21 protein-coding genes are annotated in these 25,057 nt (G+C 60.9%); all 21 read left to right on the top strand.

All coding sequences use genetic code 11. The features are described 5' to 3' along the window. Positions 1–2: 2 nt before the first annotated feature. The 21 genes from hemW to rny all read left to right on the top strand — a co-directional run bounded on the left by hemW (position 3) and on the right by rny (position 25,056). Positions 3–1,235, top strand: a complete 1,233-nt coding sequence (gene hemW, locus DW899_RS04400; RefSeq protein ID WP_117800127.1) for a radical SAM family heme chaperone HemW — start codon at positions 3–5, stop codon at positions 1,233–1,235. A 58-nt stretch (positions 1,236–1,293) separates the two neighbouring features. Beyond that, positions 1,294–2,397, top strand: coding sequence for a DnaJ domain-containing protein (locus DW899_RS04395; RefSeq protein WP_199570264.1), 1,104 nt, complete (start codon positions 1,294–1,296; stop codon positions 2,395–2,397). Between the two features lie 81 nt (positions 2,398–2,478). Then, a complete protein-coding gene (dnaJ, locus tag DW899_RS04390) occupies positions 2,479–3,627 on the top strand; it encodes a molecular chaperone DnaJ (protein ID WP_117800126.1) in 1,149 nt (382 codons plus the stop codon). A 9-nt stretch (positions 3,628–3,636) separates the two neighbouring features. Next, positions 3,637–4,929: a MiaB/RimO family radical SAM methylthiotransferase gene (locus tag DW899_RS04385; RefSeq protein WP_117800125.1), complete on the top strand. Its 1,293-nt coding sequence runs from the start codon at positions 3,637–3,639 to the stop codon at positions 4,927–4,929. Further along, the gene (locus tag DW899_RS04380; RefSeq protein WP_117800124.1) at positions 4,910–5,896 is read left to right on the top strand and encodes a PhoH family protein; all 987 of its coding nucleotides are present in this window, start codon (positions 4,910–4,912) and stop codon (positions 5,894–5,896) included. The genes DW899_RS04385 and DW899_RS04380 overlap by 20 nt, the downstream gene beginning before the upstream one ends. After that, positions 5,893–6,402 (top strand): rRNA maturation RNase YbeY, encoded by a 510-nt coding sequence (gene ybeY / locus DW899_RS04375; protein WP_117564282.1) that lies wholly within the window; start codon positions 5,893–5,895, stop codon positions 6,400–6,402. The genes DW899_RS04380 and ybeY overlap by 4 nt, the downstream gene beginning before the upstream one ends. Before the next feature lie 9 nt (positions 6,403–6,411). Continuing rightward, positions 6,412–6,789, top strand: coding sequence for a diacylglycerol kinase family protein (locus DW899_RS04370; protein ID WP_117639888.1), 378 nt, complete (start codon positions 6,412–6,414; stop codon positions 6,787–6,789). A 12-nt stretch (positions 6,790–6,801) separates the two neighbouring features. Then, entirely contained in the window at positions 6,802–7,869 is a 1,068-nt protein-coding gene (gene era, locus DW899_RS04365; protein ID WP_187362360.1) for a GTPase Era, read from the top strand. Positions 7,870–7,884: 15 nt separating this feature from the next. Then, on the top strand, positions 7,885–8,634 hold the full coding sequence (gene recO, locus DW899_RS04360; RefSeq protein WP_117800123.1) for a DNA repair protein RecO: 750 nt from the start codon (positions 7,885–7,887) through the stop codon (positions 8,632–8,634). 138 nt (positions 8,635–8,772) lie between these two features. Continuing rightward, positions 8,773–9,051: a 30S ribosomal protein S15 gene (gene rpsO / locus DW899_RS04355; protein ID WP_035138510.1), complete on the top strand. Its 279-nt coding sequence runs from the start codon at positions 8,773–8,775 to the stop codon at positions 9,049–9,051. A gap of 150 nt (positions 9,052–9,201) precedes the next feature. Next, positions 9,202–11,448, top strand: a complete 2,247-nt coding sequence (locus DW899_RS04350; RefSeq protein ID WP_117800122.1) for a polyribonucleotide nucleotidyltransferase — start codon at positions 9,202–9,204, stop codon at positions 11,446–11,448. 640 nt (positions 11,449–12,088) lie between these two features. Next, positions 12,089–13,759, top strand: coding sequence for a ribonuclease J (locus DW899_RS04345; protein ID WP_117800121.1), 1,671 nt, complete (start codon positions 12,089–12,091; stop codon positions 13,757–13,759). 1 nt (position 13,760) lies between these two features. Beyond that, positions 13,761–16,535 carry a DNA translocase FtsK gene (locus DW899_RS04340; protein WP_233539901.1) on the top strand — a complete coding sequence of 925 codons (2,775 nt, stop codon included), beginning with the start codon at positions 13,761–13,763 and terminating at the stop codon, positions 16,533–16,535. Further along, positions 16,535–18,046 (top strand): RodZ family helix-turn-helix domain-containing protein, encoded by a 1,512-nt coding sequence (locus DW899_RS04335; protein ID WP_117800120.1) that lies wholly within the window; start codon positions 16,535–16,537, stop codon positions 18,044–18,046. The genes DW899_RS04340 and DW899_RS04335 overlap by 1 nt, the downstream gene beginning before the upstream one ends. A gap of 26 nt (positions 18,047–18,072) precedes the next feature. Next, complete coding sequence (locus DW899_RS04330) at positions 18,073–18,570, top strand: YajQ family cyclic di-GMP-binding protein (RefSeq protein ID WP_117800119.1); 498 nt, start codon at positions 18,073–18,075, stop codon at positions 18,568–18,570. A 27-nt stretch (positions 18,571–18,597) separates the two neighbouring features. Then, positions 18,598–19,947, top strand: coding sequence for a 30S ribosomal protein S12 methylthiotransferase RimO (gene rimO / locus DW899_RS04325; RefSeq protein WP_117776236.1), 1,350 nt, complete (start codon positions 18,598–18,600; stop codon positions 19,945–19,947). Between the two features lie 99 nt (positions 19,948–20,046). Continuing rightward, positions 20,047–20,595: a CDP-diacylglycerol--glycerol-3-phosphate 3-phosphatidyltransferase gene (gene pgsA / locus DW899_RS04320; protein ID WP_229071689.1), complete on the top strand. Its 549-nt coding sequence runs from the start codon at positions 20,047–20,049 to the stop codon at positions 20,593–20,595. Positions 20,596–20,607: 12 nt separating this feature from the next. After that, positions 20,608–21,138 carry a CinA family protein gene (locus DW899_RS04315; RefSeq protein ID WP_117800118.1) on the top strand — a complete coding sequence of 177 codons (531 nt, stop codon included), beginning with the start codon at positions 20,608–20,610 and terminating at the stop codon, positions 21,136–21,138. Between the two features lie 257 nt (positions 21,139–21,395). Beyond that, the gene (recA, locus tag DW899_RS04310) at positions 21,396–22,544 is read left to right on the top strand and encodes a recombinase RecA (protein ID WP_022094695.1); all 1,149 of its coding nucleotides are present in this window, start codon (positions 21,396–21,398) and stop codon (positions 22,542–22,544) included. 11 nt (positions 22,545–22,555) lie between these two features. Further along, positions 22,556–23,248, top strand: a complete 693-nt coding sequence (locus tag DW899_RS04305) for a regulatory protein RecX (RefSeq protein ID WP_117800117.1) — start codon at positions 22,556–22,558, stop codon at positions 23,246–23,248. A gap of 257 nt (positions 23,249–23,505) precedes the next feature. Beyond that, positions 23,506–25,056 carry a ribonuclease Y gene (gene rny, locus DW899_RS04300; protein WP_117800116.1) on the top strand — a complete coding sequence of 517 codons (1,551 nt, stop codon included), beginning with the start codon at positions 23,506–23,508 and terminating at the stop codon, positions 25,054–25,056. Position 25,057: the final 1 nt, after the last annotated feature.

Raw genomic sequence — 25,057 nt, 5'->3', positions numbered from 1 at the left:
CGGTGGCCGTTACCGCGCTGTACGTGCACGTGCCGTTTTGCGCTCAAAAGTGCCGGTACTGCGACTTTGACTCGCGCAGCTTTGCTGCGTGTGATTTGGATGCCGCGCTTGATTCCTATTTTGAGCAGTTGTATGCGCGCCTCGATTCCTTTGGCGACGCCGGGGCGCTTGCGCAGGTCCGCACGGTCTATACTGGCGGCGGCACGCCATCGCTGGCAGGGGAGCGCTTGGTGGAACTTGCCCGGCGTATCTCCATGTGGTGCAAACCCGTTGAATTTACTTGCGAAGCCAATCCTGAGTCCCTGACCGCTGAGCTCGCCTCAGCGCTTGCCGAGGCGGGTGTCACGCGCATCTCTCTGGGCGCGCAAACCCTCGACAATACCGAGCTGGCTGCTATTGGCCGCATTCACGATGCCAATCGGGCACTTGCGGCTATCGCGACGGTGAAGGACGCTGGCCTCGATGCGTCGTGCGACCTGATGTGCGGCCTTCCCGGGCAGACGGCCGCAAGCTGGCGGAGCACGCTCGATGGCGTGCTGGCGGCGGCGCCGCATCATGTATCGGTGTACCCGCTCACGCTCGAGGAGGGCACACCACTCTATCGCATGGCATGCCGTGACGAGTCGCTTGAGCCCGATGAGGATTTCCAGGCCGCATGCATGGACGTTGCGCGCCAGCGGCTGAGTTCGGCCGGCTACCATCCGTATGAGGTGGCGAGCTACGCGCTCGATGGGCATGAATGTGCCCATAATATCGCCTACTGGACTGGTCGGGGCTACCTGGGCCTGGGTCGTTCTGCCGCGGGCATGCTCGACGACGAGGATTTCGACCGCTTGGCTGGACTGTTTCCCGGCGTGGCTCCCCGTGGTGACTTTCACCGCGTGCGTTTGGTACAACGCGACGATGCCGCGACGATGTTTGATGCCGAGTATCTGTCGCGGCGCGAGGCGGCGGCCGAGGACCTGATGCTCGCTTGTCGCATGACGCGCGGTGTTGATTCCGACCTGTTGGTTCGCGCGTCTCGTGTCATCCCTGCCGATGAACTGGCAGCGGCTTGTGATCGCGCTCTTGAGCTTGGGCTTGCCACTTGGGTGCCCGAGCACGGTGATACCCATGCGGGGCCTATCGCCTCTGTCGATGTCATCGCTGGCTGCTCCTGTGCCCGTCTGGCGCCGACCCATCTGGGCTGGCTCGATGGAAATGTTCTGTTCGAGCTGTTTTGGGATCTAGCTTAGGCCGCTCGGGTAGAATTACCGGAATATATACGCTGCTGTGAGCAGGAGGTTGCCGCGCATGGCGACGATGAACGAAAAAGATTACTACGAGATTCTGGGTGTCTCCAAGGACGCCACCTCGCGTGATATTCAAAAGGCCTTCCAGCAAAAGGCCCGTAAGCTCCATCCGGACGTCAATAAAGAGCCGGATGCCGAGGAAAAGTTTAAAGAGGTTTCCGAGGCCTACGCCGTGCTTTCGGATGAACAAAAACGTGCGCGCTACGACGCCATGCGTTCTGGCAATCCCTTTGCCGGTGCTCCTACGGCTTCGCCCTATGGTGGCGGCTACGCCGGCAGCACGGGCTATGGCAATCCCTTTGAGGGCGGCTTTCCCTTTGGTGGCGCCTGGGGCCAGCAGCGTCGCGGCCAGGCTGCCTACAATCCCGAGAACGGCGCCAACGTGGTCGTCGATATCAAACTCGACGCCAAGGAGGCCAAGGGCGGTGCCCGCAAGACCGTCCGCTACACGCGCTTCGATACCTGTAGCAACTGCGGCGGCTCGGGCTCCGTTTCGTCTGAGCATGCCCATACCTGCCCGAGCTGCGGTGGCCGCGGGCACATCGACGTCGACTTGTCCTTCCTGTTTGGTGCGGGCACGTTCCAGTCGGTCTGCCCCGAGTGCGGCGGTTCCGGTAAGGTCGTGGCCGACCCCTGCCCCGATTGCGGTGGCAGCGGTCGTACTCGCGTAACCTCCGAGCAGACGATTGAGTTTCCTGCCGGCACGCACGATGGCGACGAGGTCCGCATTAGCGGCATGGGTCACGCCGGCACTAACGGTGCCGCTGGCGGTGATCTAGTCGGCCGTGCCCATGTCGAGTCCGAGCGCTTGGAAGGCAAAGCTCGTACCGGTTTTTACCTGATGGGCATCGTGGCGCCGTTTTTGGTACTCTCGGCCATCTCGGGCGTGTTCTCGGCCTTTGCCGTGATGTGCTTTATTCCGTTTACCATGGGCCTGTTCATGGTGCTTTCGGACGGCGTGCTTCATCGCAGCCTGCTGTGGTGGAAGCGCGGTGCGATGCAGTTTGCCAACGGTTTTGCCAATGGCTTCATGTTCGCGCTCGTGTCGGTTTGGTTCGCGAGCTGCTCGCAACGGGCCATGCTTTCGCCTTACGGAATGCAATAACATCAAACCCTCTGTTTGCGGTTGGCCCAGCTTGGGTATAGGACGCACTGTGACAATAATGAAAGTCGGAAGGATTCGGTCGTGTCGGAAAATAGGGATTACTACGAGGTACTTGGCGTCGACAAGGATGCCGACGCGCGGACGATTAAGCGCGCGTTTCTAAAGAAGGCCCGTACCGTACACCCGGACGTTTCGGACGACCCCGAGGCCGAGGCCAAGTTCAAGGAGCTCAACGAGGCCTATTCCGTTCTTTCCGATGAGCAGAAGCGTGCTAACTACGACCGTTACGGCACTGCCGACGGCCCTGGTGGTTCGGGCTACGTCGATATCAACGATATCTTTGGTGGTATGGGCATGGACGACTTGTTCTCGTCGTTTTTTGGCGGCGGTGCCGGCGGTGGCGCCCGCAGCCGTCGCGAGCGTCGTCGCGGTCGTGACATGGCCATCTCGCTTTCGGTGACGCTCGAGGAGGCGGCGCTCGGCTGCAAAAAGACAATCAGCTATGACCGCCTTGCTCCCTGCGAGGACTGCAACGGTACCGGTAGGGCCGAGGGTGCACAGGAAAAGCAGTGCAGTCGCTGCCACGGTACGGGCTACGTCACGACGGTTCAGCGATCGTTTTTGGGCCAGGTTCAGTCTTCCTCGCCTTGCCCCGACTGCCATGGCGAGGGCACGGTTATCGACCATCCCTGCGAGACCTGCGACGGTCGGGGCCGCACGCCTTCGCACGAAAAGATCGACATCGATATTCCCGCCGGCGTTTCGACCGGTCGCCAGCTGCGTGTGAGCGGCTTTGGCGAGGCCGGCCTTCGCGGCGAGCCTTCGGGCGACCTGATTGTCAACGTGCGCGTTGCCGACCATGAGCGCTTTAAGCGCAACAGTGACGACCTGTACCTGGTGAGCGATATCTCGATTGCGCAGGCTGCGCTTGGCTGCGAGATCGAGGTCGAGGGCATTATGCCCGACGAGGTCGTTAAGGTGACGGTTCCCGCCGGCGCCCAGTACGGCGACACCGTGAGCGTCAATAATTACGGCATGCCGCGTATCGGCGGTGGCGGTTCGCGCGGTCGTCTGGTCGTGCAGCTGCGCGTGGTCGTCCCCACCAATCTCTCCAACAAGCAGCGCGAGCTGCTTCGCGCCTTTGCCGACGAGATGGGCGATGACGTCGCATCCGGTAAGAAGTCGGTGACCGACCGTATCAAGAGTGCCCTCGACGACATCCTCGATTAAGGAGCCCGTGTGCTCGCACCTCATATCTCTGTTGTCAACCTCGGTTGTCGTGTCAACCGGGTTGAGTCCGACCGTATCACTGCCGATCTTATGCGCTTGGGTTTTGCAATGGTGGAGCCCCAGGATGCAGAGCTGATCGTCATTAACACCTGTGCCGTGACGGGGGAGGCCGAGGCCAAGACCCGTAAGGCCGTCCGCCATGCGCTGGCCTATCCGGGCGAGCCTTACGTGGTCGTAACCGGCTGCGTCGTCAACTTGCATCCCGAGGAGTTGCTGGAGCTCTCCGATCGCGTGATCGCCGAACCGTCCAAGATTGACGTCGCCGAGCGCGTCTGCGAGGTGCTGGGTGTCGAATCCGATAGCGTGCCCGCCTGCAGCGATGGCGACGTGGTCGATGCGCTCGGTCGTTCGCGGCTGGGCGTGAAGATCCAGGATGGCTGCAACCACCGCTGTACCTATTGCATCGTGTGGAAGGCCCGCGGCCCCGAGCGTTCCGTGCCCGTCGAGTCCGTTCTCGAACAGGTGCGCGAAGCCCAGGAGGCCGGCGTGCCCGAGGTGGTGCTGACCGGTGTGAACCTGGGTGCCTACGATGGCAAGAGCGCGACCGACGAGCATGTCGAAATCGATGAGCTGCTCGAGGCCATCATGGAGCGCACGACTATTGCGCATGTGCGCATTTCCTCGGTCGAACCCATGGATATCTCTGAGCGCCTGCTTAAGGTTATGGCGCGCTATCCGCAGCGTATTGCCCCGTTTTTGCACCTGCCCGTACAGTCCGGCTGTACGGCGACGCTGCATCGCATGGGCCGTCCCTATAGTGCCGAGGCCTTTGAGGACACGGTGCGCATGATTCGCGCCATCCTGCCGCAGGCGTCTCTTTCGTGCGACGTCATCGTCGGTTTTCCTGGTGAGACGGACGAGGAGTTCGAGGAGTCGCTGGCGCTGTGCCGCCGCGTGGGGTTCTCGCGTATGCACGTGTTCCGCTACAGTAAGCGTCCCGGTACCCTTGCTGCCGACATGCCCGACCAGGTGCCGCCCGAGGTTATGGCCGAGCGCAGCCGCCGTATGCGAGACGCGGCGCAGGAGCTCGCTATTGCCGATGCTCGTCATCGCGTGGGCACTGTCGAGCGTGCCGTGCTCGAGTATGGTGACAACCTGACGCTCGGTTCGTTCCATCATGCCCGTCTTGACGATACCTGTGGACTTACAGCCCCGTGCCTGCTCGATGTTGCTATCATCGGAGTCGATGATTCCGGCTTGGTCCATGCGCGCAGGGAGGTCCATGGAAGCCTCGAAGATTAGACTTACCGTTCCCGAGGGAGTTGATCCCTCGCGTGTTTTGGGCGCCGGCGACGGCGTCCTTCGTGCGCTCGAGAGCTTGGTTCGCGCTCACGTGGTTGCCCGTGGCGATAGGATCTCCGTGAGCGGCGACCCGGACGAGGTCGAGCTCGTGGCTCGCTTTTTCGAACATGCTTTTCGCGAGGCGGCGGCCGGTCGTACCCTGTCTGCCGACGATGTCTCGCGTTGCCTGGCCGTCTTGCGCGACGGCGAGCATGAGGCCACATCGCTTCGCGATGACGTGCTGCTTTCATACCGCGGTCGTGTCATTCGTCCCAAGACGCTTGGGCAAAAGCGCTATGTGGATGCCATTCGCTCGCATACCATCACCTTTGGCTTGGGTCCTGCCGGTACCGGTAAGACCTATCTGGCCATGGCGCTCGCCGTTGCCGCGCTCAAGCGCCATGAGGTGGGCCGTTTGATCTTGACGCGTCCGGTTGTCGAAGCAGGGGAGAACCTGGGCTTTTTGCCCGGCACCCTCGAGGAAAAGATCGATCCGTACATGCGCCCGCTCTACGATGCCCTTTTTGACATGATGGATCGTGAGCGCACCGATGAGCTTATGGAGCGCGGCGTGATCGAGATCGCCCCGCTCGCCTACATGCGCGGTCGTACGCTGAGCGATGCTTTCGTGGTGCTCGACGAGGCGCAAAATACTACGCCCGAGCAGATGAAGATGTTCCTGACACGCCTTGGATTCAACTCCAAGTTCGTGATTACCGGCGACCTCAGCCAGCGCGACCTGGTGGGTCGTCGTGGTGGCTTGGCGGATGTCGAGAAGATTTTGGGCCGTGTCGACGATGTGGCGTTTGCACACCTGGAGCGCGCCGATGTGGTGCGCCATGCCCTGGTGGGTCGTATCGTTGAGGCATACGATGCTTATGATGACGTGCGTGAGCAGCGCTCGCGCGACCGAAAGGAGTCCCGTTGAGTGTATTGATCAGCAACGATGCCGAGCTCGATACGCTGCTCGACGCGCAGGAAGTGGAGCACATCTGCGAGGTTGTGCTTGCCGCCGAGGGCGTTGAACGTGAAGTCGAGATTTCCCTTTCGTATGTCGACGAGGACGAGATGCACGAGCTCAACCACGAGTGGCGTGGCATCGACCGCACCACCGATGTGCTCTCGTTTGAATGCGACTCGGCCTTTGACGAGGATATTCCCGCCGACGAGACGCTCGAGCTCGGCGATATCATCTTGGCCCCGCAGGTCATTGCCCGTCAGGCCCCCGGCTTTGGCAATAGCCCTGCCGACGAGTGCCGCCTGATGCTCGTACACGGCATGCTGCACCTGCTGGGGTATGACCATATCGAGGACGACGAGGCCGAGGTCATGGAGGCCCGCGAGGACGCCATCCTGCGCGATCTGGCGCTCGAGCGCGGCGAGGACCCCAAGCTAGTCCACGTCGGCCCCATCACCAACCACGCCCACGACTAGGAGCCGTCTATGATTCCCGGATCGAACAAGGACCATCCGTCCTTTTTAAAGTCGTTTTCTTACGCCATGGAGGGCTTCGTCACCGCCGTCAAGACCGAGCGCAACATTAAGGTCATGCTCGTGGCGGGCGTGTGCACCGTCATTGCCGGCTGCATCGTGGGGCTCGACATTGCCGAGTGGGCCACGATTATCATCTGTTGTGGCCTGGTGATTCACGGCGAGCTGTGCAACACCGCTATGGAGGCTATCGTCGACCTAGCGACCCAGGAGCTCCATCCGCTGGCCAAGCGTGCGAAGGACATCGCCGCCGCCTCTGTATACGTTCTTTCAATCACCGCCGCGATTGTGGGCGTGCTGGTATTTGCCCACGCGCTCGGCTTTATTTAGAAAGGGATTCCCATGTCCGACAATATGCAGTCTACCGATGAGATTTTGGACGACGAGTCCCCGGATGCTAAGGCGACCGAGGCCTATGAGGAAGTCGAGGAGTTCGACCCGTTTGAGGGCATGAGCGACGAGGAGCTCGACGCCCTGTGCGATGAGGACGACAGCCTCGCGGGCTTTGGCGACGTTGAGCCCGGTTTCCGCAGTGGCTTCGTGGCCTTGGTCGGCCGCCCCAACGCCGGTAAGTCAACGCTGCTCAACGCCTGCTATGGCAAAAAGGTCGCCATCACCTCGCCGGTGGCCCAGACGACCCGCCGCCGCATGCGCGCCGTCGTCAACCGCCCCGGCTACCAGCTGGTCTTTGTCGATACCCCGGGTATCCACAAGCCCAAGGACGGTCTAGGGTCCGAGCTGAACAAGAGCGCGCTGTTCGAGCTGAACGATGTCGATGTTGTCGCGTTTTTGATTGATGCCACCAAACCGATCGGCAGGGGAGACGCCTGGGTTGCCGAGCGTGTCAAGAATGCCCGTTCCAAGAAGGTCCTGGTGCTCACCAAGGCCGATGAAGCCGACCCCGCACAGGTCATGGAGCAGCTTAAGGCCGCCCACGAGCTTATGGAATATGACGACGAGATCGTGACGTCGTCGGTCAAGAACTTTAACGTCGATGCCTTCATCGAGACCGTTGCGCACTTTTTGCCCGAGGGTCCGCGTTGGTTCCCCGAGGACATGGGTACCGACGCTTCCGACGAGACGCTCGTTGCCGAGTTTGTGCGCGAAAAGGTCTTGCGCCGCACCCGTGATGAGATTCCGCACTCCGTTGGCGTTATTTGCGATGCGCTCGAGCAGACCAAGAAGGTGCTGCGTGTGCACGCCACCATTTATGTCGAGCGTGAGGGCCAAAAGGGCATCATCATCGGCAAGGGCGGCGAGATGATCAAGCATATCGGTATCGACGCCCGTCGCGATCTTGAGCGCATCTTTGGCACGCAGGTCTTTTTGGAGTTGGACGTGAAGGTCAAGGCCGGTTGGCGCGACGACGAGGCTCAGATTCGCCGTTTTGGCTACAACGCCGAGGACTAAGGACGCGCAGCGCGCATGGCAGGCTCCCGGACATATCGCACGAAGGTGCTCGTGCTCGACAAGACCAAGCTCAAAGAGACCGATCTGATTCTGACGATGCTTGACGAGCGGGGTCGCCAGGTTCGTGCCGTGGCAAAGGGGGCCCGCAAACCCGGTGGGCGCTTGGCGGCGCGCTGCGAATTATTCTGTACCGTCGATATGCTGCTCGCACATGGACGCTCGCTCGACGTTGTTTCTCAGGCCGAGCTTTTGGAAGCGCCGGTTGGCGCCGCGCCCGATTACGAGACGACCTGCGCCGCAAGCGCGATTGCCGAGGTCGCGCGCGTGTGCTCATTCGAGGACGCCGAGGACCCGTTTACCTTTGCCATCACGCAGCGGGCGCTCACGCTTGTCGGCTGCGGGCTCGACTCGGCACATATGGACCTGCTCGTGGCGGCCTTTGTCTTTAAACTTCTGTCGCACGTGGGCTATCGACCCGATTTTTCGGCCTGCGTGCTGTGCGGAGACCCCATGCTGTCGTACTTTTCGCCCCAGGCGGGCGGGCTCATGTGCGGTTCGTGCGCGTCGAGCGTTCCGGGTGCCGAGCTGGTTTCGACCGGTGAGGTCGCGTGGCTGCGCGCCCTCATGTCCATGACCTTCGATGCACTCATGGTCGAGCGAATCGACCCGCATACGGCGGCGTTCTTGCTCGGGCTTTCGCATGTGTGGGCTGCGACGCACACCGACCAGCGCCTCCGTGCGATGGAATTCATGTTGGGTCGGTGATGATGCGCATGGGCGGTCTGCTTGTGGTAACATACCGACCTGTTGGTACCTCGACCTTGGATGCTCGCTCCACCGACGGCTTCCCAGTCCGAGGCGAATAGTGTCGCCCGCGGGCGACAAGAAACGAAAGGTGAAACAATGACTGTTTCCAAAGAGCGCAAGGCTGAGCTGACTGCCCAGTTCGGTAACACCCCGGTCGACACCGGCAACCCCAAGGTTCAGGTCGCCATCCTGTCCGAGCGCATCAAGGAGCTGACCGAGCACATGAAGTCCCACCAGAAGGACTTCCACACCCGTCGTGGCCTGCTCATGCTCGTCGGCCGTCGTCGTCGTCTTCTCTCCTACATCAAGAAGAACGACATCGTCGAGTACCGTGAGCTCATCAAGGCTCTGGGCATCCGCGACAACATCCAGTAAGGATTTGTACATGCTAAGAGCGTCCTGCGCAGCGGGGCGCTCTTTTTGTGTAAGGGCGCGAACAATCACGCTCTGAAGCGTGGCGGGGGCAGGGGGCCCGCGTCACATGAGAAGCCCACAGGCAAGGGGCCTGTGGGGTAAAGGAGAACAATGACACTCGTATCCAAGACCTTTGAGCTGTACGGCAAGACCTACACCTTTGAGTCCGGCGAGCTTGCCAAGCAGGCCACCGGCGCCTGCCTGGTCAAGCAGGGCGACACCACGATGCTCGACACCGTGGTTGTCTCCAAGGAGCGCAAGAACTACGACTTCTTCCCGCTGACCGTCGACTTCAACGAGAAGATGTACGCAGCCGGCCGCATCCCGGGTGGTTACCTCAAGCGTGAGGGCCGTCCCAGCGAGAAGGCCACGCTCACCGCGCGCATGATTGACCGTCCGATTCGCCCGAGCTTCCCGGACGGCTTCCGCAACGAGGTCCACATCGTCGCCACCTCGCTCGTCGCCGACCAGGTCAACCCCTTCGACGTCATCAACGTCATGGGTGCCTCCCTGGCCATGACGCTCGGCGGCGTGCCCTTTGAGGGCCCGCTTGCCTGCGTGCGCATCGGCCGTAACGTGGAGACCGGCGAGTTTATCGTCAACCCCACCTATGAGGAGCGCGAGAACTCCGATCTGGACCTGGAGCTGGGCGGCTCTGCCGACTTCATCTCGATGGTCGAGGCCGGCGCCGAGGAGATCTCCGAGGACGACATGCTTGCCGCCATGAAGTTTGGCCAGGAGGCCCTTGCCGCCTTCTGCCAAGCTCAAGACGAGTTCGTTGCCGAGTGGGAGCAGGTCAACGGCGCCATCGTCAAGAAGGAGTACCCGCTCGACCAGCCCGTCGAGGAGGTCCAGGAGCGCATCTTCGCCCACTACGACGAGATGGCCGCCGCCCTTCGCGACGCCGACAAGCTCTCCCGTATCGGTAAGGTCGAGGCTCTGAAGGAGTCCATCCGCGCCGAGTTCACCGAGGAGGAGCAGGCCGCTTGGGAGCGCGAGATCCCCGTGGCGCTCAAGAAGCTCGAGAAGAAGGCCATGCGCACCATGGTCGTCGAGACCGGCGAGCGCGTCGACGGTCGTGCCGCCGATGAGATTCGCCCCATCATGGTGAAGGACAACTACCTGCCGCTCGTTCACGGCTCCGGCCTGTTCCAGCGTGGCCAGACCCAGGTGCTTTCCGTCCTGTCGCTCGGCATGCTCAACGAGGGTCAGCGTCTGGATACCATCGAGCCTACCGAGGGCAAGCGCTACATGCACCACTACAACTTCCCGCCTTTCTGCACCGGCGAGACCGGCCGCATGGGCAGCCCCAAGCGCCGCGAGATCGGTCACGGAAACCTGGCCGAGCGCGCCTTGCTTCCGGTACTCCCCGACGAGAACGAGTTCCCCTACGCCATCCGCGTGGTCTCCGAGGTCATGGAGTCCAACGGCTCCTCTTCGATGGCGTCGACCTGCGGTTCCACGCTCGCCCTTATGGACGGCGGCGTGCCCATTAAGCGCCCGGTCTCCGGTATCGCCATGGGCCTGATCCAGGAGGAGGGCAAGACCGTGGTCCTGTCCGACATCCAGGGTCTCGAGGACTTCCTGGGCGACATGGACTTTAAGGTCACCGGCACCACCGAGGGCATCACCGCCCTGCAGATGGACAACAAGGCCACTGGCCTCACCTTCGACATCCTGGCCCGCGCTCTGCAGCAGGCCAAGGAGGGTCGTGCGTACATCCTGCAGAAGATGCTCGATGTGATCCCCGAGCCGCGCCACACCACGCGCAGCACTGCCCCGCGCATCGTTTCCATCCAGGTTCCGACCGACAAGATCCGCGACGTCATCGGTTCCGGCGGTAAGGTCATCCGCGGTATCCAGGACGAGACCGGCGCCTCGGTCGACATCCAGGAGGACGGCACCGTCTTTGTCGGCGGCACCGGCGAGTCCGTCGATCAGGCTGTCGAGCGTATCAAGCTTATCATCAAGGTTCCCGAGCCGGGCGAGGAGTACACCGGTCGTGTGGTCTCCATCCAGCCCTTCGGCGCCTTCGTCAACCTGCTGCCTGGTAAGGACGGCCTGCTGCACATCTCCCGCGTCGCCAAGGGCCGCGTGGAGAAGGTCGAGGACGTCCTCAACGTCGGCGACGAGGTCAAGGTCGTCGTTATCGAGGTCGACGATCGCGGCAAGATCTCGCTTGATCGTCTGGATAAGCCCGAGGCCCCGGCTCGCGCCGAGGGTGCCTCCGAGGGCGACGGCGAGCACTTCCAGCGCCGTGATCGTCCGCGTCGCGAGCGCTCCGAGCGCAGCGACCGTCCGCGCCGTCCCGGTGACAACGGAGGCCGCAAGCCCCGCCGTCACCACGACGCCGAGTAACAGCCGTACATAACCAGCACCGCAAGGGCGACTCTGGACAGGGGTCGCCCTTTTGTTTGCGCCCGGGAGGGCCGCATATGAAGTTTCCTGCTCTACAGTCCTGCGCAAGACGGAAAGCACATTAAGTGCTTTCCTTTGCGTGCGGAACTCGCGATAAACTACATATGCGCCCCTCCCGGTCGCAAGCAAAAGGGCTGGTTAGTGCCGCTCGCTATTTAGTTAGACAGTCTATTCAGTAGTCAGATTTCAGATCTGTAGATAGCCGCAGCAGCATCTTCCCAGATAAAACCGACCAAAACAAACCTGTCCCTTTTTGGCAGGTTTCCCGTGGGGCGGGCACTGATGAAGTTTATCGCGAGTTCCGCACGAACAGGAGGCCACTTAATGTGGCCTCCGTCGTGAGCAGGACTGTAGAGCAGGAAACTTCATCAGTGCCCGCCCCACGGGAAACCGGCGGGATAGACCGGTTTGGATGGGGCTTTGATGCATGGGTGGTCTGTTGGTGGGCAAATGGGTATCATACTGTGGTTATTGCATCGACTCTGCGATGCATGTTTGTACGTTCCCGGCGGTCGGTTTGCCAGAAGCGCCCCGTCGGTTGTTCCAGACCCGTTTCGAAGAAAGGAAACCACACTCACCTATGGCAGCTAAAAAATCATCTCCCTTGAAGATCATCCCGCTCGGAGGCCTTGACGGCATCGGCAAGAACATGACGGTCTTCGAGTGCGGCGACGACATGGTGCTCGTCGACGCTGGCCTCATGTTCCCCGATGACTCGCAGCCCGGTATCGACCTGGTGCTCCCGGATTACACCTACGTTCTGGAGAACGAGGAAAAGCTCCGCGGCATCATCGTCACTCACGGCCACGAGGACCACACTGGTTCGCTTCCGTATCTGCTGCAGGACCTCAACAACAAGGTGCCCATCTTCTCGAGCAAGCTGACGCTTGGCTTTATCGAGGGCAAGCTCTCCGAGTTCCGCATCCGCGCACCCAAGTTCCGCGAGGTCAAGGGCGGCAGCCATGTCAACCTCGGCGGCATCTCGCTCGACTTCTTCTCGATGACGCACTCCATCCCCGGCGCTCTGGGCGTGTTCATCCGCACCAATCAGGGCACCGTTATGCACACCGGCGACTTTAAGCTCGACCAGACGCCCATCGATGGCGTCACGCCCGACTATGCCGCTATCAGCCGCTTTGCCAAGCAGGGCATCGACCTGCTGCTTTCCGACTCCACCAATGCCACGGTTCCCGGCTTTACCAAGTCCGAGGCCGAGGTTGGTCCCAACCTGCTGCACGCCATCAAGAACGCCCCGGGTCGCGTGTTCGTCGCATCGTTCTCGAGCCACATCCATCGTTTGCAGCAGATCTGCGATGCCGCCCGCAAGTGCGGCCGTAAGGTCGTTGTGACCGGTCGCTCCATGCTCACGAACACCCGCGTGGCGCGCGAGCTCGGTTATCTCAACATCGATGATGCCGATATCATCGATGCCTTCGATATTGATAACCTGCCTGACGACAAGATCGTCGTCATGTGCACTGGTTCGCAGGGCGAGCCGCTGTCGGCCCTGTCCCGTATGGCCAATGGCGAGCACAAGACGCTCTCCATCCACGAGGGCGATACCGTTATCCTTTCGGCAACTCCCGTTCCTGGCAACGAGAAGGCCGTCCAGCAGGTCGTCAACAGCCTGGCCAAGCTCGGCTGCGACGTGTGGGATAAGAACCGCGCTCTCGTCCACGTCTCGGGTCACGGTAGCCAGGAGGAGCTCAAGCTCCTGATGGCCATGGCCAAGCCCACGTACTTTATGCCGGTTCACGGTGAGGCCGTGCATCTGCGCGCCCATGCCCAGCTGGCCCGCAAGATGGGCATCAAGGACGATCATATCTTTATCCTCGATAACGGCGACACGCTCGAGATGCGCGGTGGTATCGTCAAGCGCGGTACGCCCGTCGAGTCCGGCGTCGTCTATGTCGACGGTCTGCGCATCGGTGACACCGATCCCATCGTTCTGCGCGATCGCCAAAAGCTCGCCAACGACGGTATGGTCACGGCCGTTGCCATCGTCTCGCTCAAACACAAGAAGATCGAGGCTATCGAGTTCTCGGGCCGCGGTGTTTCGTTTGCTATCGACGACCAGTTCTCCGAGGATGCCTCCGCAGCCATCATGAAGACGATCGAGAAGGGCAAGTTTAGCTTTACCAGCAGCGGCTCCGATGCCATTCGCAAGGCCGTGCGCGATTCGCTCTCCAACTTTATCTGGAGCCGTACGCGCACCCGTCCGATGATCATTCCGGTCGTCATGGAGGTTTAGTTTGGCGCGCGGATCTGCACAAAACGCCAAAGGCAATAAAGCCAACAATCAACCGGCATCTGCTAAGGGTGCCGGTTCCCATCTCCGTGCCAATAAGGGTCACGAGGCGGAGTTCGATGAGTTCGAGCCCCTGGTCGAGCCTTCGGCCAATCGCGATATTGCCGGCGTGGTCATTGCCGTTTTGGCGATTGCATCCTTCATTGCCGTGATTTCGCCAGCAACGGCGCCCGTGACGGCTGCTGTCGCCGGTTTCTATCACCTCGGCTTTGGCCTGGGCGCCTACGTGTTGCCGATCGTCATCTTGCTGTTTGCCGCCACGCTCTTTTTGGGTGAGGACTCGCCGCTCAACGTGCGCTCGGTTGCGGGTGGCGCCGTGGTCTTTATCGCCGTCGTCTCCATTCTTTCGCTGATGGTGCCGGGCACGAGCGATTCGTGCGACCTTATGTTTACGCCGCAGAACCTTTCCGTGTCGGGCGGCTACATTGGCGCCTTTATCGCAAGTGCCTTGCAAAACGCCCTGGGTAAACCTATCGCCATGGTTGTCTTGCTGGGGCTTGTCGTCGTTGGTTTGGTCATTATCGGCTTTTCGGTGGGTGGCGTTTTGCGCTCCGCACGCGATCGTGCGGCAGATTTTGCCGAACGCCGTCGTGCCGATGTCAACGCCAGCCCGTGGGGCGATGAAGAGGCCCTGTCTGTTCCCGGCGTCGCTCGTCCGCACCTGAGCATTCTGCGCCAGAAGGGGACTGACGCCGCGGTGACCACGGTCATGGGTGGCGATGTCGACCCGGTTTTGGATGACGACGAGGACGATGACCCGTTTGTCGACGTATCCGAGTCGGTTGAAGCCGAGCGGGCCAAGACCACGCTGCTGCCGCGTCGCCATGCCAAGAAGGGCAAGGCTGCGCCTAAGCTCAATACGAGTGAGCCCGACCCGTCTTGGTCCGATAGCGAGATTGAGCTCACCGAGGGCGATGACGAGGACGACGAGGGTCCGATTGAGACCGCAAAGACAACTTTGCTGCCGCGTCGCCATGCAAAGCGCGGCCAGGTAACCGGCCAGCTTTCGATGGAAGACGACTCCGATAAGATCGACGAGTCCGAGCCGCCGTTTGTCGTGAATCCCGTCTCGGCCGCACCTCAGATTCCCGACTTCCTGAAGCATCCCAAGGTTGCCGGTGCGCCTGCCACGAGTGCTATCGAATCGGCTGCGGCTCGTGATGGGGGAGTGGACGACGGCGCCGCAGATAACGAGGGCGAAGAAGAGGACGGACTCAAGCTTCCGCCGCTCGAAATCCTGCATGCCAACCCGCAGTCGGCTTCCGCCGCGTCTTCGGACAAGGAGCTGGAGCAGACCGCTGAGTCACTGCAATCCACCTTGCTTGAGTTTGGCCGCAGTGCCCGCGTGGTCGGCTGGATCGCCGGCCCCACGGTGACGACCTTTAAACTGCAGCCCGGTGAGGGCGAGCGCGTGAGCAAAATCTCGAGCCTCGAGGACGATATCGCGCTTTCGCTCGCTGCCCAGTCGGTGCGTATCTTTGCCCCGATCCCCGGCACCTCGCTCGTGGGCATCGAGATTCCCAACCGCAAGCGCCAGAACGTCAATCTGGGCGACGTGCTGCCCTATGTGAAGGGCGGTCCGCTCGAGCTCGCCATCGGCCGCGACGCCGAGGGCACGCCGGTTGTCGCCGACCTCGCCAAGATGCCTCACCTGTTGATTGCCGGTACGACCGGTTCTGGTAAGTCGGTGATGATCAACTCCATCATCACGACCTTGCTCATGCGCGCCCTTCCCGAGGACGTTCGCCTGATTATGGTCGACCCCAAGCGCGTCGAGCTTGCGGGCTATAACGGTCTTCCGCATCTCTATGTGCCCGTGGTGACCGAGCCTAAGCAGGCCGCGAGCGCTCTGCAATGGGCTGTGTCCGAGATGGAGCGTCGCCTGAAGGTCTTCGAGCGTCTCAACGTGCGTAAGATCTCGACCTACAACGAAAAGCAGGCTGCTGGCGAGTTTGAGCATTACGACAACCCGCCGCAAAAGATGCCCTACCTGGTCATTATCATTGACGAGCTCTCTGACCTGATGATGGTCGCCGGTAAGGATGTCGAGGCCTCGATCGTGCGTATTGCACAGCTGGGCCGTGCCGCCGGTATTCACCTTATCGTTGCCACGCAGCGCCCCAGCTCCAACGTGGTGACGGGCCTTATCAAGGCCAACATCACCAACCGCATCGCCTTTAACGTCGCCACGGGCATCGACTCGCGCGTCATCATCGACCAGATGGGTGCCGAGAAGCTCACCGGTTTGGGCGACATGCTGTTCTCCAAGGTCGACTGGGGCAAGCCCCGCCGTATCCAGGGCTGCTTTGTCTCGGACGACGAAATCAACGAGATTGTCGAGTTCGTCAAGTCGCAGAGCGAGCCCGACTACCACGAGGAGATTCTGTCCGCCGTGGCGCCCGCTTCCATGTCCATGGCTGGTGGCGGCATTGTCCGCACTGGAGTCGCCGAGCCGCAAGACGATGATCCGCTCATTTGGGAAGCCGCCCATATTGTGGTGGAATCGCAGCTGGGCTCCACATCTGGCCTGCAACGCCGCCTGAAGGTTGGCTATGCGCGTGCCGGGCGTATTATGGACATGCTGGAAGAAAAGGGTGTCGTCGGCCCGCCCGACGGTTCCAAGCCGCGCGAGGTCCTGTTGGACGAGGAAGGGCTTGCCGCGCTGGAATCTGTCGACGCCGAGATGGCACGTGAAGATCGTGAGTTTGGAGGATTCTGATGGCTGCACGCTTTGGTGACATGCTGCTCGAGCAGCGTCGCCGAATGGGCCTTTCCATTCAGCAGGTCGCCAACACCATCAAAATCAGGCCGCAGATCATCGAGTTTTTCGAGACCGGTAACTTTGCTTCGATGCCGCCGCGCGGCTATGCGCAGGGCATGATTTCGAGCTATGCTCGTTTTTTGGGCCTCAATCCGCGCGAGGTCGTCAATGCCTACTTTGACGAACTGATGGCATACGAACGCGAGACGTCGCAGCAGGGCGGTCGTTTCCAGGACGCCGCCGGCTACGTCAATTCGCGTTCCTCTGTCGATAACGGGCGCTTCCTGATGGTTCAGGGCGGTCATTCGACTCGCTATGGACAGCGTCCTCAGCAGGCCGGTTATATTACCGAGACGGGTTCGGGCGAGGAGATTCGCTCGCAGCGTGACCGGTTCCGCAGTACGCCGATGCCCGAGGACCGTGCACTTCCCGCTGCCCGCGGCGTGGCGCGTGACCCTCGTGCCGGCTACGGCGACGGCGGCTATTCCGATCGCGGTCACCGTGGTATCTCTGCCGGTCGTGCTCGCGGCGGCTATGCGGACGCCGATACCACGCAGGTGACGCCGCGTCTTCGCTCTCAATCACAGCCGTATGGCCAGCGCTCTTCGGCTCCGCGTGCGGGCCAGCGTGGCTATCAAGGCCGCGGTGAACTTGCGCCCCGATCGGGTCAGCGCAGCCTTCAGGGCCAGGGTGGCTATCGCGGCCGTTCCGATAGCCATCGTGGCCGTATGCCTCAGGGAGGCGGCCGCAGCAGTTCCAGTCGTGGACGCGGCGGTTCCCGTGCTCCTCAAAACAACGGGCTCGATCCGCGTATCGTCTACGCCGGTATCGGTGCCGTGGCGTTGCTGCTGATCGTGCTCATCGTGGTACTTCTGCGCGGCTGCGCATCTTCGACGCCCGAGACCACGCCCGAGACGCCCACTGCTACCAAGACGACGACCAAGAAGTCTTCTAAGAAGACCGAAATCGTCGACGAGGATGAGGACACCGATGAGGCGACGGATGAGTCGACCGATTCGGACGCTACCAAGACGACGGCCAAGAAGGAAGAGAACGAGGTCACGAAGGTCAAAGTCTCCGTTGCTAAGGGAAAGACTGCGTGGATTGAGGTCAAGGTCGATGGCAAGTCGGTCTATGGCGCCCAGGCGACTGGCCCCTTTGAGCAGGAGTACACGCCTGAGTCCTCGATCGAGATCACCACGTCCAAGCCTTCCGATGTCACCGTTACCAAGAACGGCGAAAAGGTCCGTTACGATACCAAGACCTCGGGCGTGGCGCGTGTGACGATCACCGTTCCCAAGAAGGAGACGACTGGTTCCGAGAATGGTGAAAGTTCTGATGGTACCGACACCACCGATGGTACCGACACCACCGACGGCACCGATGCCCAGTCCACGGATGGCGCCGATACCGCAACTGACGGCCAGACGCCCACCGATTCTACCGACTATTCGTACGATAGCTATTAAGCCGCTCGTACGCGAAAGGAAACATCATGGCTAAAGATTCCAGCTTCGACGTCGTGTCCGAGGTCAACATGCAAGAGGTCGACAACGCCTTCCAGCAAACCACGCGCGAGATTTCCCAGCGCTATGACCTGAAGGATTCCGGCGCCACGATCGAGCTTTCGAAGGGCGACAAGCTCTTTACGATCAACGCCCCGGCCGACTTTGTCTCCAAGCAGATTATCGACGTGCTGAGCTCCAAGCTCATCAAGCGCGGCATCGACCTCAAGGCTGTCGCGTGGGATGCTCCGCAGGCGGCATCGGGCGGCACCGTTCGCGTGCTCGGCCATATCGTCGAGGGTATCGACCAGGCGACCGCCAAGAAGATCAACAAGGACATCAAGGACCAAAAGCTCAAGGTCAAGGTGACTATCGAGGCCGACAAGCTGCGTGTTTCCTCTGCTTCGAAGGACGCGTTGCAGACCGTGATCCAGTTCCTGCGCGACCAGGACTACGGCCAGCCGCTGCAGTTCACCAACTACCGCTAATATCATTCGAAAGGACTGCTCTCCAACATGGATACACCGTTGGGCTCCGTGCTCTACATCACCCTCGGGTGCGCTAAGAACGAGGTTGACACCGACCGCATGCGTTCTCTTTTGACCGCCGCGGGCTACGAGGAGGCATTCGACCCACAGGATGCCGATATCGCCATCGTCAATACATGCTCGTTCCTCGCCTCCGCAACGTCCGAGAGCATCGAGACCACGCTCGAGCTCGCCAACGAGGTTCAGGACGGCGTTCGTTCTTGTCCCATCGTCATGTGCGGCTGTGTGCCGTCGCGCTATGGCGACGACCTGCCTGACGAGCTGCCCGAGGTCGCTGCCTTTGTGAAGGCCGACGAGGAGGACGGCATCGTGGCGGTCATCGATGGCGTGCTGGGTGTCGAGCGTGAGATCGCTGCCTATATTCCGCAAGTAAAGCGCACTGTCGAGGGCGCTGTCGCCTACGTCAAGATTTCCGATGGCTGCAACCGCTTCTGCAGCTTCTGCATGATCCCCTATATTCGCGGTCGCTATCATTCGCGCAATGCCGAGAGCATTATCTCCGAGGTACGCGACCTGGTTGCCGGCGGTGTGCGCGAGATCGTGCTGATTGGCCAGGACACGGGTATTTGGGGCACCGACTTTGCCGACGAAGACGTCACCGATGGCTCGCCGCGCAATCTGGCGCAGCTGCTGCATGCCGTCGCCGAGGCCGTGCGCCCGCACAACGTCTGGGTCCGCGTGCTCTATCTGCAGCCCGAGGGCATGACCGACGAGCTTATCGATACGATTCGCGATACGCCCGAGGTGCTGCCTTATATCGATATCCCCGTGCAGCACTGCGACGCGCGCATCCTCAAGGCTATGCGCCGTTCTGGTTCGCGCCAGGAGCTCGAGGACCTGTTCCGCGATCTGCGTGAGCGTATCCCCGGCATCGTGATCCGTTCCACGGCCATGGTCGGCTTCCCGACCGAGACCGACGACGAGTTCCGCGACCTTATCGACTTTATGGACACCGTCGGCTTTGACTACACGAGCGTCTTTGCCTACTCGCAGGAGGAGGGCAGCCTGGCCGCCAAGATGGAGGGTCAGGTCGATGAGGAGGTCAAGCTCGAGCGCGCCCAGGAGGCCATGGACCTGGCCGAGTCGCTCGGTTTTGCCGCCACCGCCGCACATGTGGGCGAGCGCGCCCAGGTGATCGTCGACGGCATCGAGGAGACCGAGGACGGCGCCGAGCTGATCGGCCATGCTTGGTTCCAGGCGCCCGATTCCGATGGCGCGGTGCACTTGGACGCCAGCGAGGCGTCCGTGGGCGATATTCTGACGGTCGAGTTTACCGATAGCTTCTGCTATGAGCTTATCGGCCATGTTGTGGAGTAGGAGAGCATCGTGGCAAACGAGAGCAATAAGGAACTGACGAGTGTTTGGACGCCCGCCAACATCGTGACGTGCGTTCGCATCGTCTTTATCCCGGTGTTCATGATTGTGTCGGCGCTTTCTCACACGAGTGTTGCCGGTACAGATTGGAGCACCTTCGACGGCCCGCTCGCCGCCGCTGCCTTCATTCTGTACGTCATCCTGTCGTGCACCGATAAGGTTGACGGCTACCTGGCGCGCTCGCGCAACGAGATTACCGACTTCGGTAAATTCTTGGACCCCATCGCCGACAAGCTGCTCGTATTCTCGGCCCTGCTGCTATTCTTGGACTTTGGTGCCGTGTCGGTTTGGTCCGTGTTCATCATCTTGTTCCGCGAGCTGCTGGTAAGCGCCCTGCGCATGGTTGCGAGTGCCGCCGGCGTGGTCGTTGCCGCCGATAAGCTTGGCAAGTACAAGACGGCGACCACGATGGTCTCCATCTGCGGTTACCTGTGCGTCTTTGCGATGGCCGGCTTGCACCTTGGCCCGCTGGCGCTGACGCTCGGCATCTACTCGGTGTCGCGCTTCCTGTACGCCGTTGCCGTTGTCCTGACCGTTATCTCGGGCGCCCAGTACTTCTGGAACTGCCGCAAGATCGTCTTTTCGGTCTAGGTCCTGGTGGGTATGACGGACTCTTTTGAGCAGATTTCCGCATATAACGAGGAGCTGGCGCGTCATATTGTCGAGCGCGCGAGCGCTCGGGGCGTGACGGTTTCGACGGCTGAGTCGCTGACGGCAGGTATGATCGCCTCGACGATTGCCGATATCCCGGGCGCCTCGGCGGTGCTGCGTGGCGGTGCGGTGACCTACTGCGATGAGATCAAGCATCGCGTTTTGGGCGTTGATCAGGAGACGCTCGACCGCTATACCGCGGTGTCGCATCAGACCGCGCGCGAGATGGCGGCGGGTTCGCTGGAGCTGTACCAGAGCGATATTGCAGTGAGCGCAACGGGTTATGCCGGCCCCGGCGGCGGCACTGAGGACGATCCGGCTGGCACTTTCTATATTGGCTGGGCGTATCGCGCGGCTGATGGGGAAGTGCCGGTCGTGGACTCTGTGCGCTGCCACTATGAGGGCGACCGTTCGTGTGTTCGTGCCCATGCGGTCGCGGAGGCATTGGGACGCATTGTCCTTGTGCTTAACTCTATGGAATAGACGTGTTTTAAGGGGCCTTCGGGCCCCTTAATTGTGGAGATAGGGACCTTAGGCTCATTTGGCGTTTGTGCTGGTTGTAGACGTAATTTTGCCTGCCTTGTTCATATTTGGTCCTTTGTGGTCAAGCATTTGGTCAGTGTTTGGTCGGCGTTTGGTTGGGTTTTGGAAAGGTCGGCTGCATATGATTTATCTGAACGGTTGACCACGAACAGCCGTTCGTTTATTATCGATGCAGGTTGTTAAGAGGAGGGCTTTTCATGGCCAAGAATTCAGGTCCCGTACGTACCGTTCATGCTCGCACGACGGGTAAAGAGCGCGATGAGATGATCGCCACCACCAAGGCCGAGATCGAGAAGAAATTCGGCCAGGGTTCCATCATGAGGTACGGCGACGGTGGCCCCGAGCTCGAGGTCGAGGCCATCCCCACGGGCGCTCTGGCACTCGATGCCGCTCTGGGTATCGGCGGTGTGCCGCGCGGCCGAATCGTCGAGATCTACGGTCCCGAGTCCTCCGGTAAGACGACGCTTTCGCTCGAGATCCTGGCCGAGGCCCAGGCAATGGGTGGCGTGGTGGCATTTATCGATGCCGAGCACGCGCTCGATCCCACGTATGCCGCGCGCATTGGCGTGGATATCGACGAGGTACTGATTTCCCAGCCTGATACGGGTGAGCAGGCGCTCGAGATTGTTGACATGCTCGTGCGTTCCGGCGCCATCGATGCCATCGTCGTCGACTCCGTCGCCGCGCTGACCCCGCGTGCCGAGATCGAGGGAGAGATCGGCGATACCACGGTCGGTTTGCAAGCTCGCCTGATGAGTCAGGCGCTCCGCAAGCTCGCCGGCTCGCTGTCCAAGTCCAACACGACATGCATCTTCATTAACCAGCTGCGAGAGAAGATCGGCGTCATGTTCGGCAACCCCGAGACCACGACGGGCGGCCGCGCCCTTAAGTTCTTCTCTTCGGTGCGTATCGACATTCGCCGCATCGATAGCATTAAGCTCAAGGATGAGGTTATCGGTAACCGCGTGCGTGCCAAGGTCGTTAAGAACAAGGTGGCAGCTCCGTTCCGTTCTGCTGAGTTCGACATCATGTACGGTACGGGCATCTCTAAGGAGGGCTCGATTCTGGACATGGCTGTCGAGTGCGGCATTTGCAAGAAGATGGGCTCCTGGTTTGCCTATGGCGAGGACAAGCTCGGCAACGGTCGCGAGGCCGCCAAGGCGTTCCTGCGCGAACACCCCGATTGCGCCGACGAGATTGAGCATAAGGTCCGCCTTGCCTGCGGGCTTGAGTTTGATGACGATGCTCCGTCCGAGGTCGAGCTGACCGATCAGCCTGCGCCTGAGGAGTTTGACGAGCTTTACGCCATCGATGGTTCCGCCATGCTCGATGATGACGACGAGTAGCGGTTACGCTCATGTCGTATACGGTGACCGAGGCCACGGTCGTCTTTCCCGATAAGAAGGCGGCCTCCTCGTTCTCGAGCGGGTATGCGTCCAAAAAGCCTTGCGCACATATCGATTGTGAGCTTGAGGGCGGTTTTGAGCGGTCCATTTGGATTCCCGTGCGGGTTGCGCGCCTGTATGTCAAAAATCGCCCCGATCTTCCCTGTGATTGGGATAACTTTCGTGAAGCGGTGCAGCTCATCGAGCGTAAATGTGCACTTACCATGGTGACCGAGATGCTATCGCGACGCGACCATGCGACGGGTGAGGTCTGTGACAAGTTGGCACGCTACGGCTTTCGCCAGCCCGCGATCGATTTCGCCGTCGAGCGCGCCACCGAGTATCGCTTTTTAGACGAGAACCGCTTTTGCTCGTACTTTATCGAGGAACGCAAGCGGCGCGGTTGGGGACAGCGTAAAATCGAGACCGAGCTCAAGCGCCTTCATGTCGTGCTCGATGACATTCCCGGTTATCCGGAGGATTATTTTGCCGTCGAAGACGATTTGGCGCGTGCGTCAGCCCTGCTCGCCAAGCGGCGTGTTCCAGAGACGCGCGGATTCGAAAAACTGGTTCGGTTTTTGATGGGCAAGGGCTTCTCGTATCACATCGCCGCCGATGCCGTTAAGGCACGTCTCGATGCCGAACGTGAGGAATGTGCGGTTTAGGCGTATGCGTTTTGTGGCCCTGCCGTTCACCGCGTTTTAGCCGCCGTGCTGGGGCCATTTATTTGACAGTTGTTGTGGTTCAACGTACGATAAACACTGTCATTTGCTTTGTGATATGTGCTCATCTGTGATGAGTTTGTTTATATGTTTATCTGTATCCGACCCGCATAAGCTGCGCCCATATTACTCAAATGTCGCGAGCCGTTCGTAAGGACGGTTCGCTTTGTTGTGTAACGAATCCATAAAAAGGAGTGAGCATGCCTATCATCGCAGCGCTCGTTGGCATCGTTTTGGGTGCCATCGCCGCCATTGCCTACATGCGCACCGCCAAGCAGGGTAGTCTTCACGAGGCCGACGAAAAAATCCAGTCGGCACACGCACAGGCTGAGTCCCTGATCGGTGATGCCAAGCGTCAGGCCGAGACCCTCAAAAAAGAGGCTCTGCTCGAGGCTAAAGAGGAGATCATCAAGAACAAGCAGGCCGCCGAGGCCGAGGACAAGCAGCGTAAGAACGAGATTCGTACGCTCGAGAACCGCGTGATGCAGCGCGAGGAATCCCTCGATCGCCGCAACGACGCTCTCGACAAGCGCGAGCATCAGCTGTCCAGCCAGGCCGGTCAGGTCGAGAAGCGCTCCCGTGAGCTCGAGGAGCTCTGCGCAAAGCAGACCTCCGAGCTCGAGCGTATCGCCGACCTTACCCGCGAGGACGCCCACAAGGAGCTCCTCGATAAGGTTCGCGGCGAGGTCACCCACGAGGCCGCCACGATCATTCGCGAGTCCGAGCAGCAGGTTCGCGCCGAGTGCCACAAGACCGCCCAGGAGATTCTGTCTCTGGCGATTCAGCGCTGCGCTGCCGATCACACTGCCGAGGTCACCGTTACCTCCGTGCACATTCCCTCTGATGACCTCAAGGGCCGTATCATCGGTCGCGAGGGTCGCAACATCCGGACCTTCGAGCAGGTTTCCGGCGTCAACCTCGTGATCGACGACACGCCCGAGACCGTCGTTCTTTCGAGCTTCGACCCGGTCCGTCGTGAGACCGCCCGTGTCGCCCTCGAGAACCTCATCGCCGACGGCCGCATTCACCCTGCCCGTATCGAGGAGATGTATCACAAGGCCGCCGACCTGGTTCAGCAGCGCGTGCGCGAGGCTGGCGAGCAGGCTGCCTTCGATACCGGCATCCACGATCTGCACCCCGAGATCGTCAAGACCCTTGGTGCCCTGCGCTACCGTACCTCGTTTGGTCAGAACGTGCTTCAGCATTCCCTCGAGGTCTCTGATCTGTGCGGCGTGATGGCTTCCGAGCTTGGCCTGGACGTTGTGACCGCCAAGCGCGCCGGCCTGCTGCACGACCTGGGCAAGGCAATCGACCACGACGTCGAGGGCCCGCATGCCGTCATCGGCGCCGAGCTTGCCCGCCGTTATGGCGAGAAGCCCGTTATCGTCCACGCTATCGAGGCTCACCATGCCGATGTCGACCCCAATACGGTGCTCGATGTCCTGGTACAGGCCGCCGATGCTGTCTCTGCCTCTCGCCCCGGTGCCCGTCGCGAGTCTGCCGAGAACTACATCAAGCGTCTTGATAAGCTCGAGGAGATCGCCAACTCCCATGACGGCGTCGAACGTACCTATGCCATGCAGGCCGGTCGCGAGGTCCACGTCATGGTCCAGCCGGACAAGATTTCCGATGCCCAGTCCACGGTCCTGGCTCACGATATCGCCCATCAGATCGAGGAAGAGATGGAGTATCCCGGTCAGGTGCGCGTCGTCGTGATTCGCGAGAGCCGCGCTGTCGATATCGCTAAATAAC

This window comes from Collinsella sp. AM41-2BH (assembly GCF_003468085.1).
Lineage (GTDB): Bacteria > Actinomycetota > Coriobacteriia > Coriobacteriales > Coriobacteriaceae > Collinsella.
This window is presented reverse-complemented; position numbering and strand designations above follow the sequence as displayed.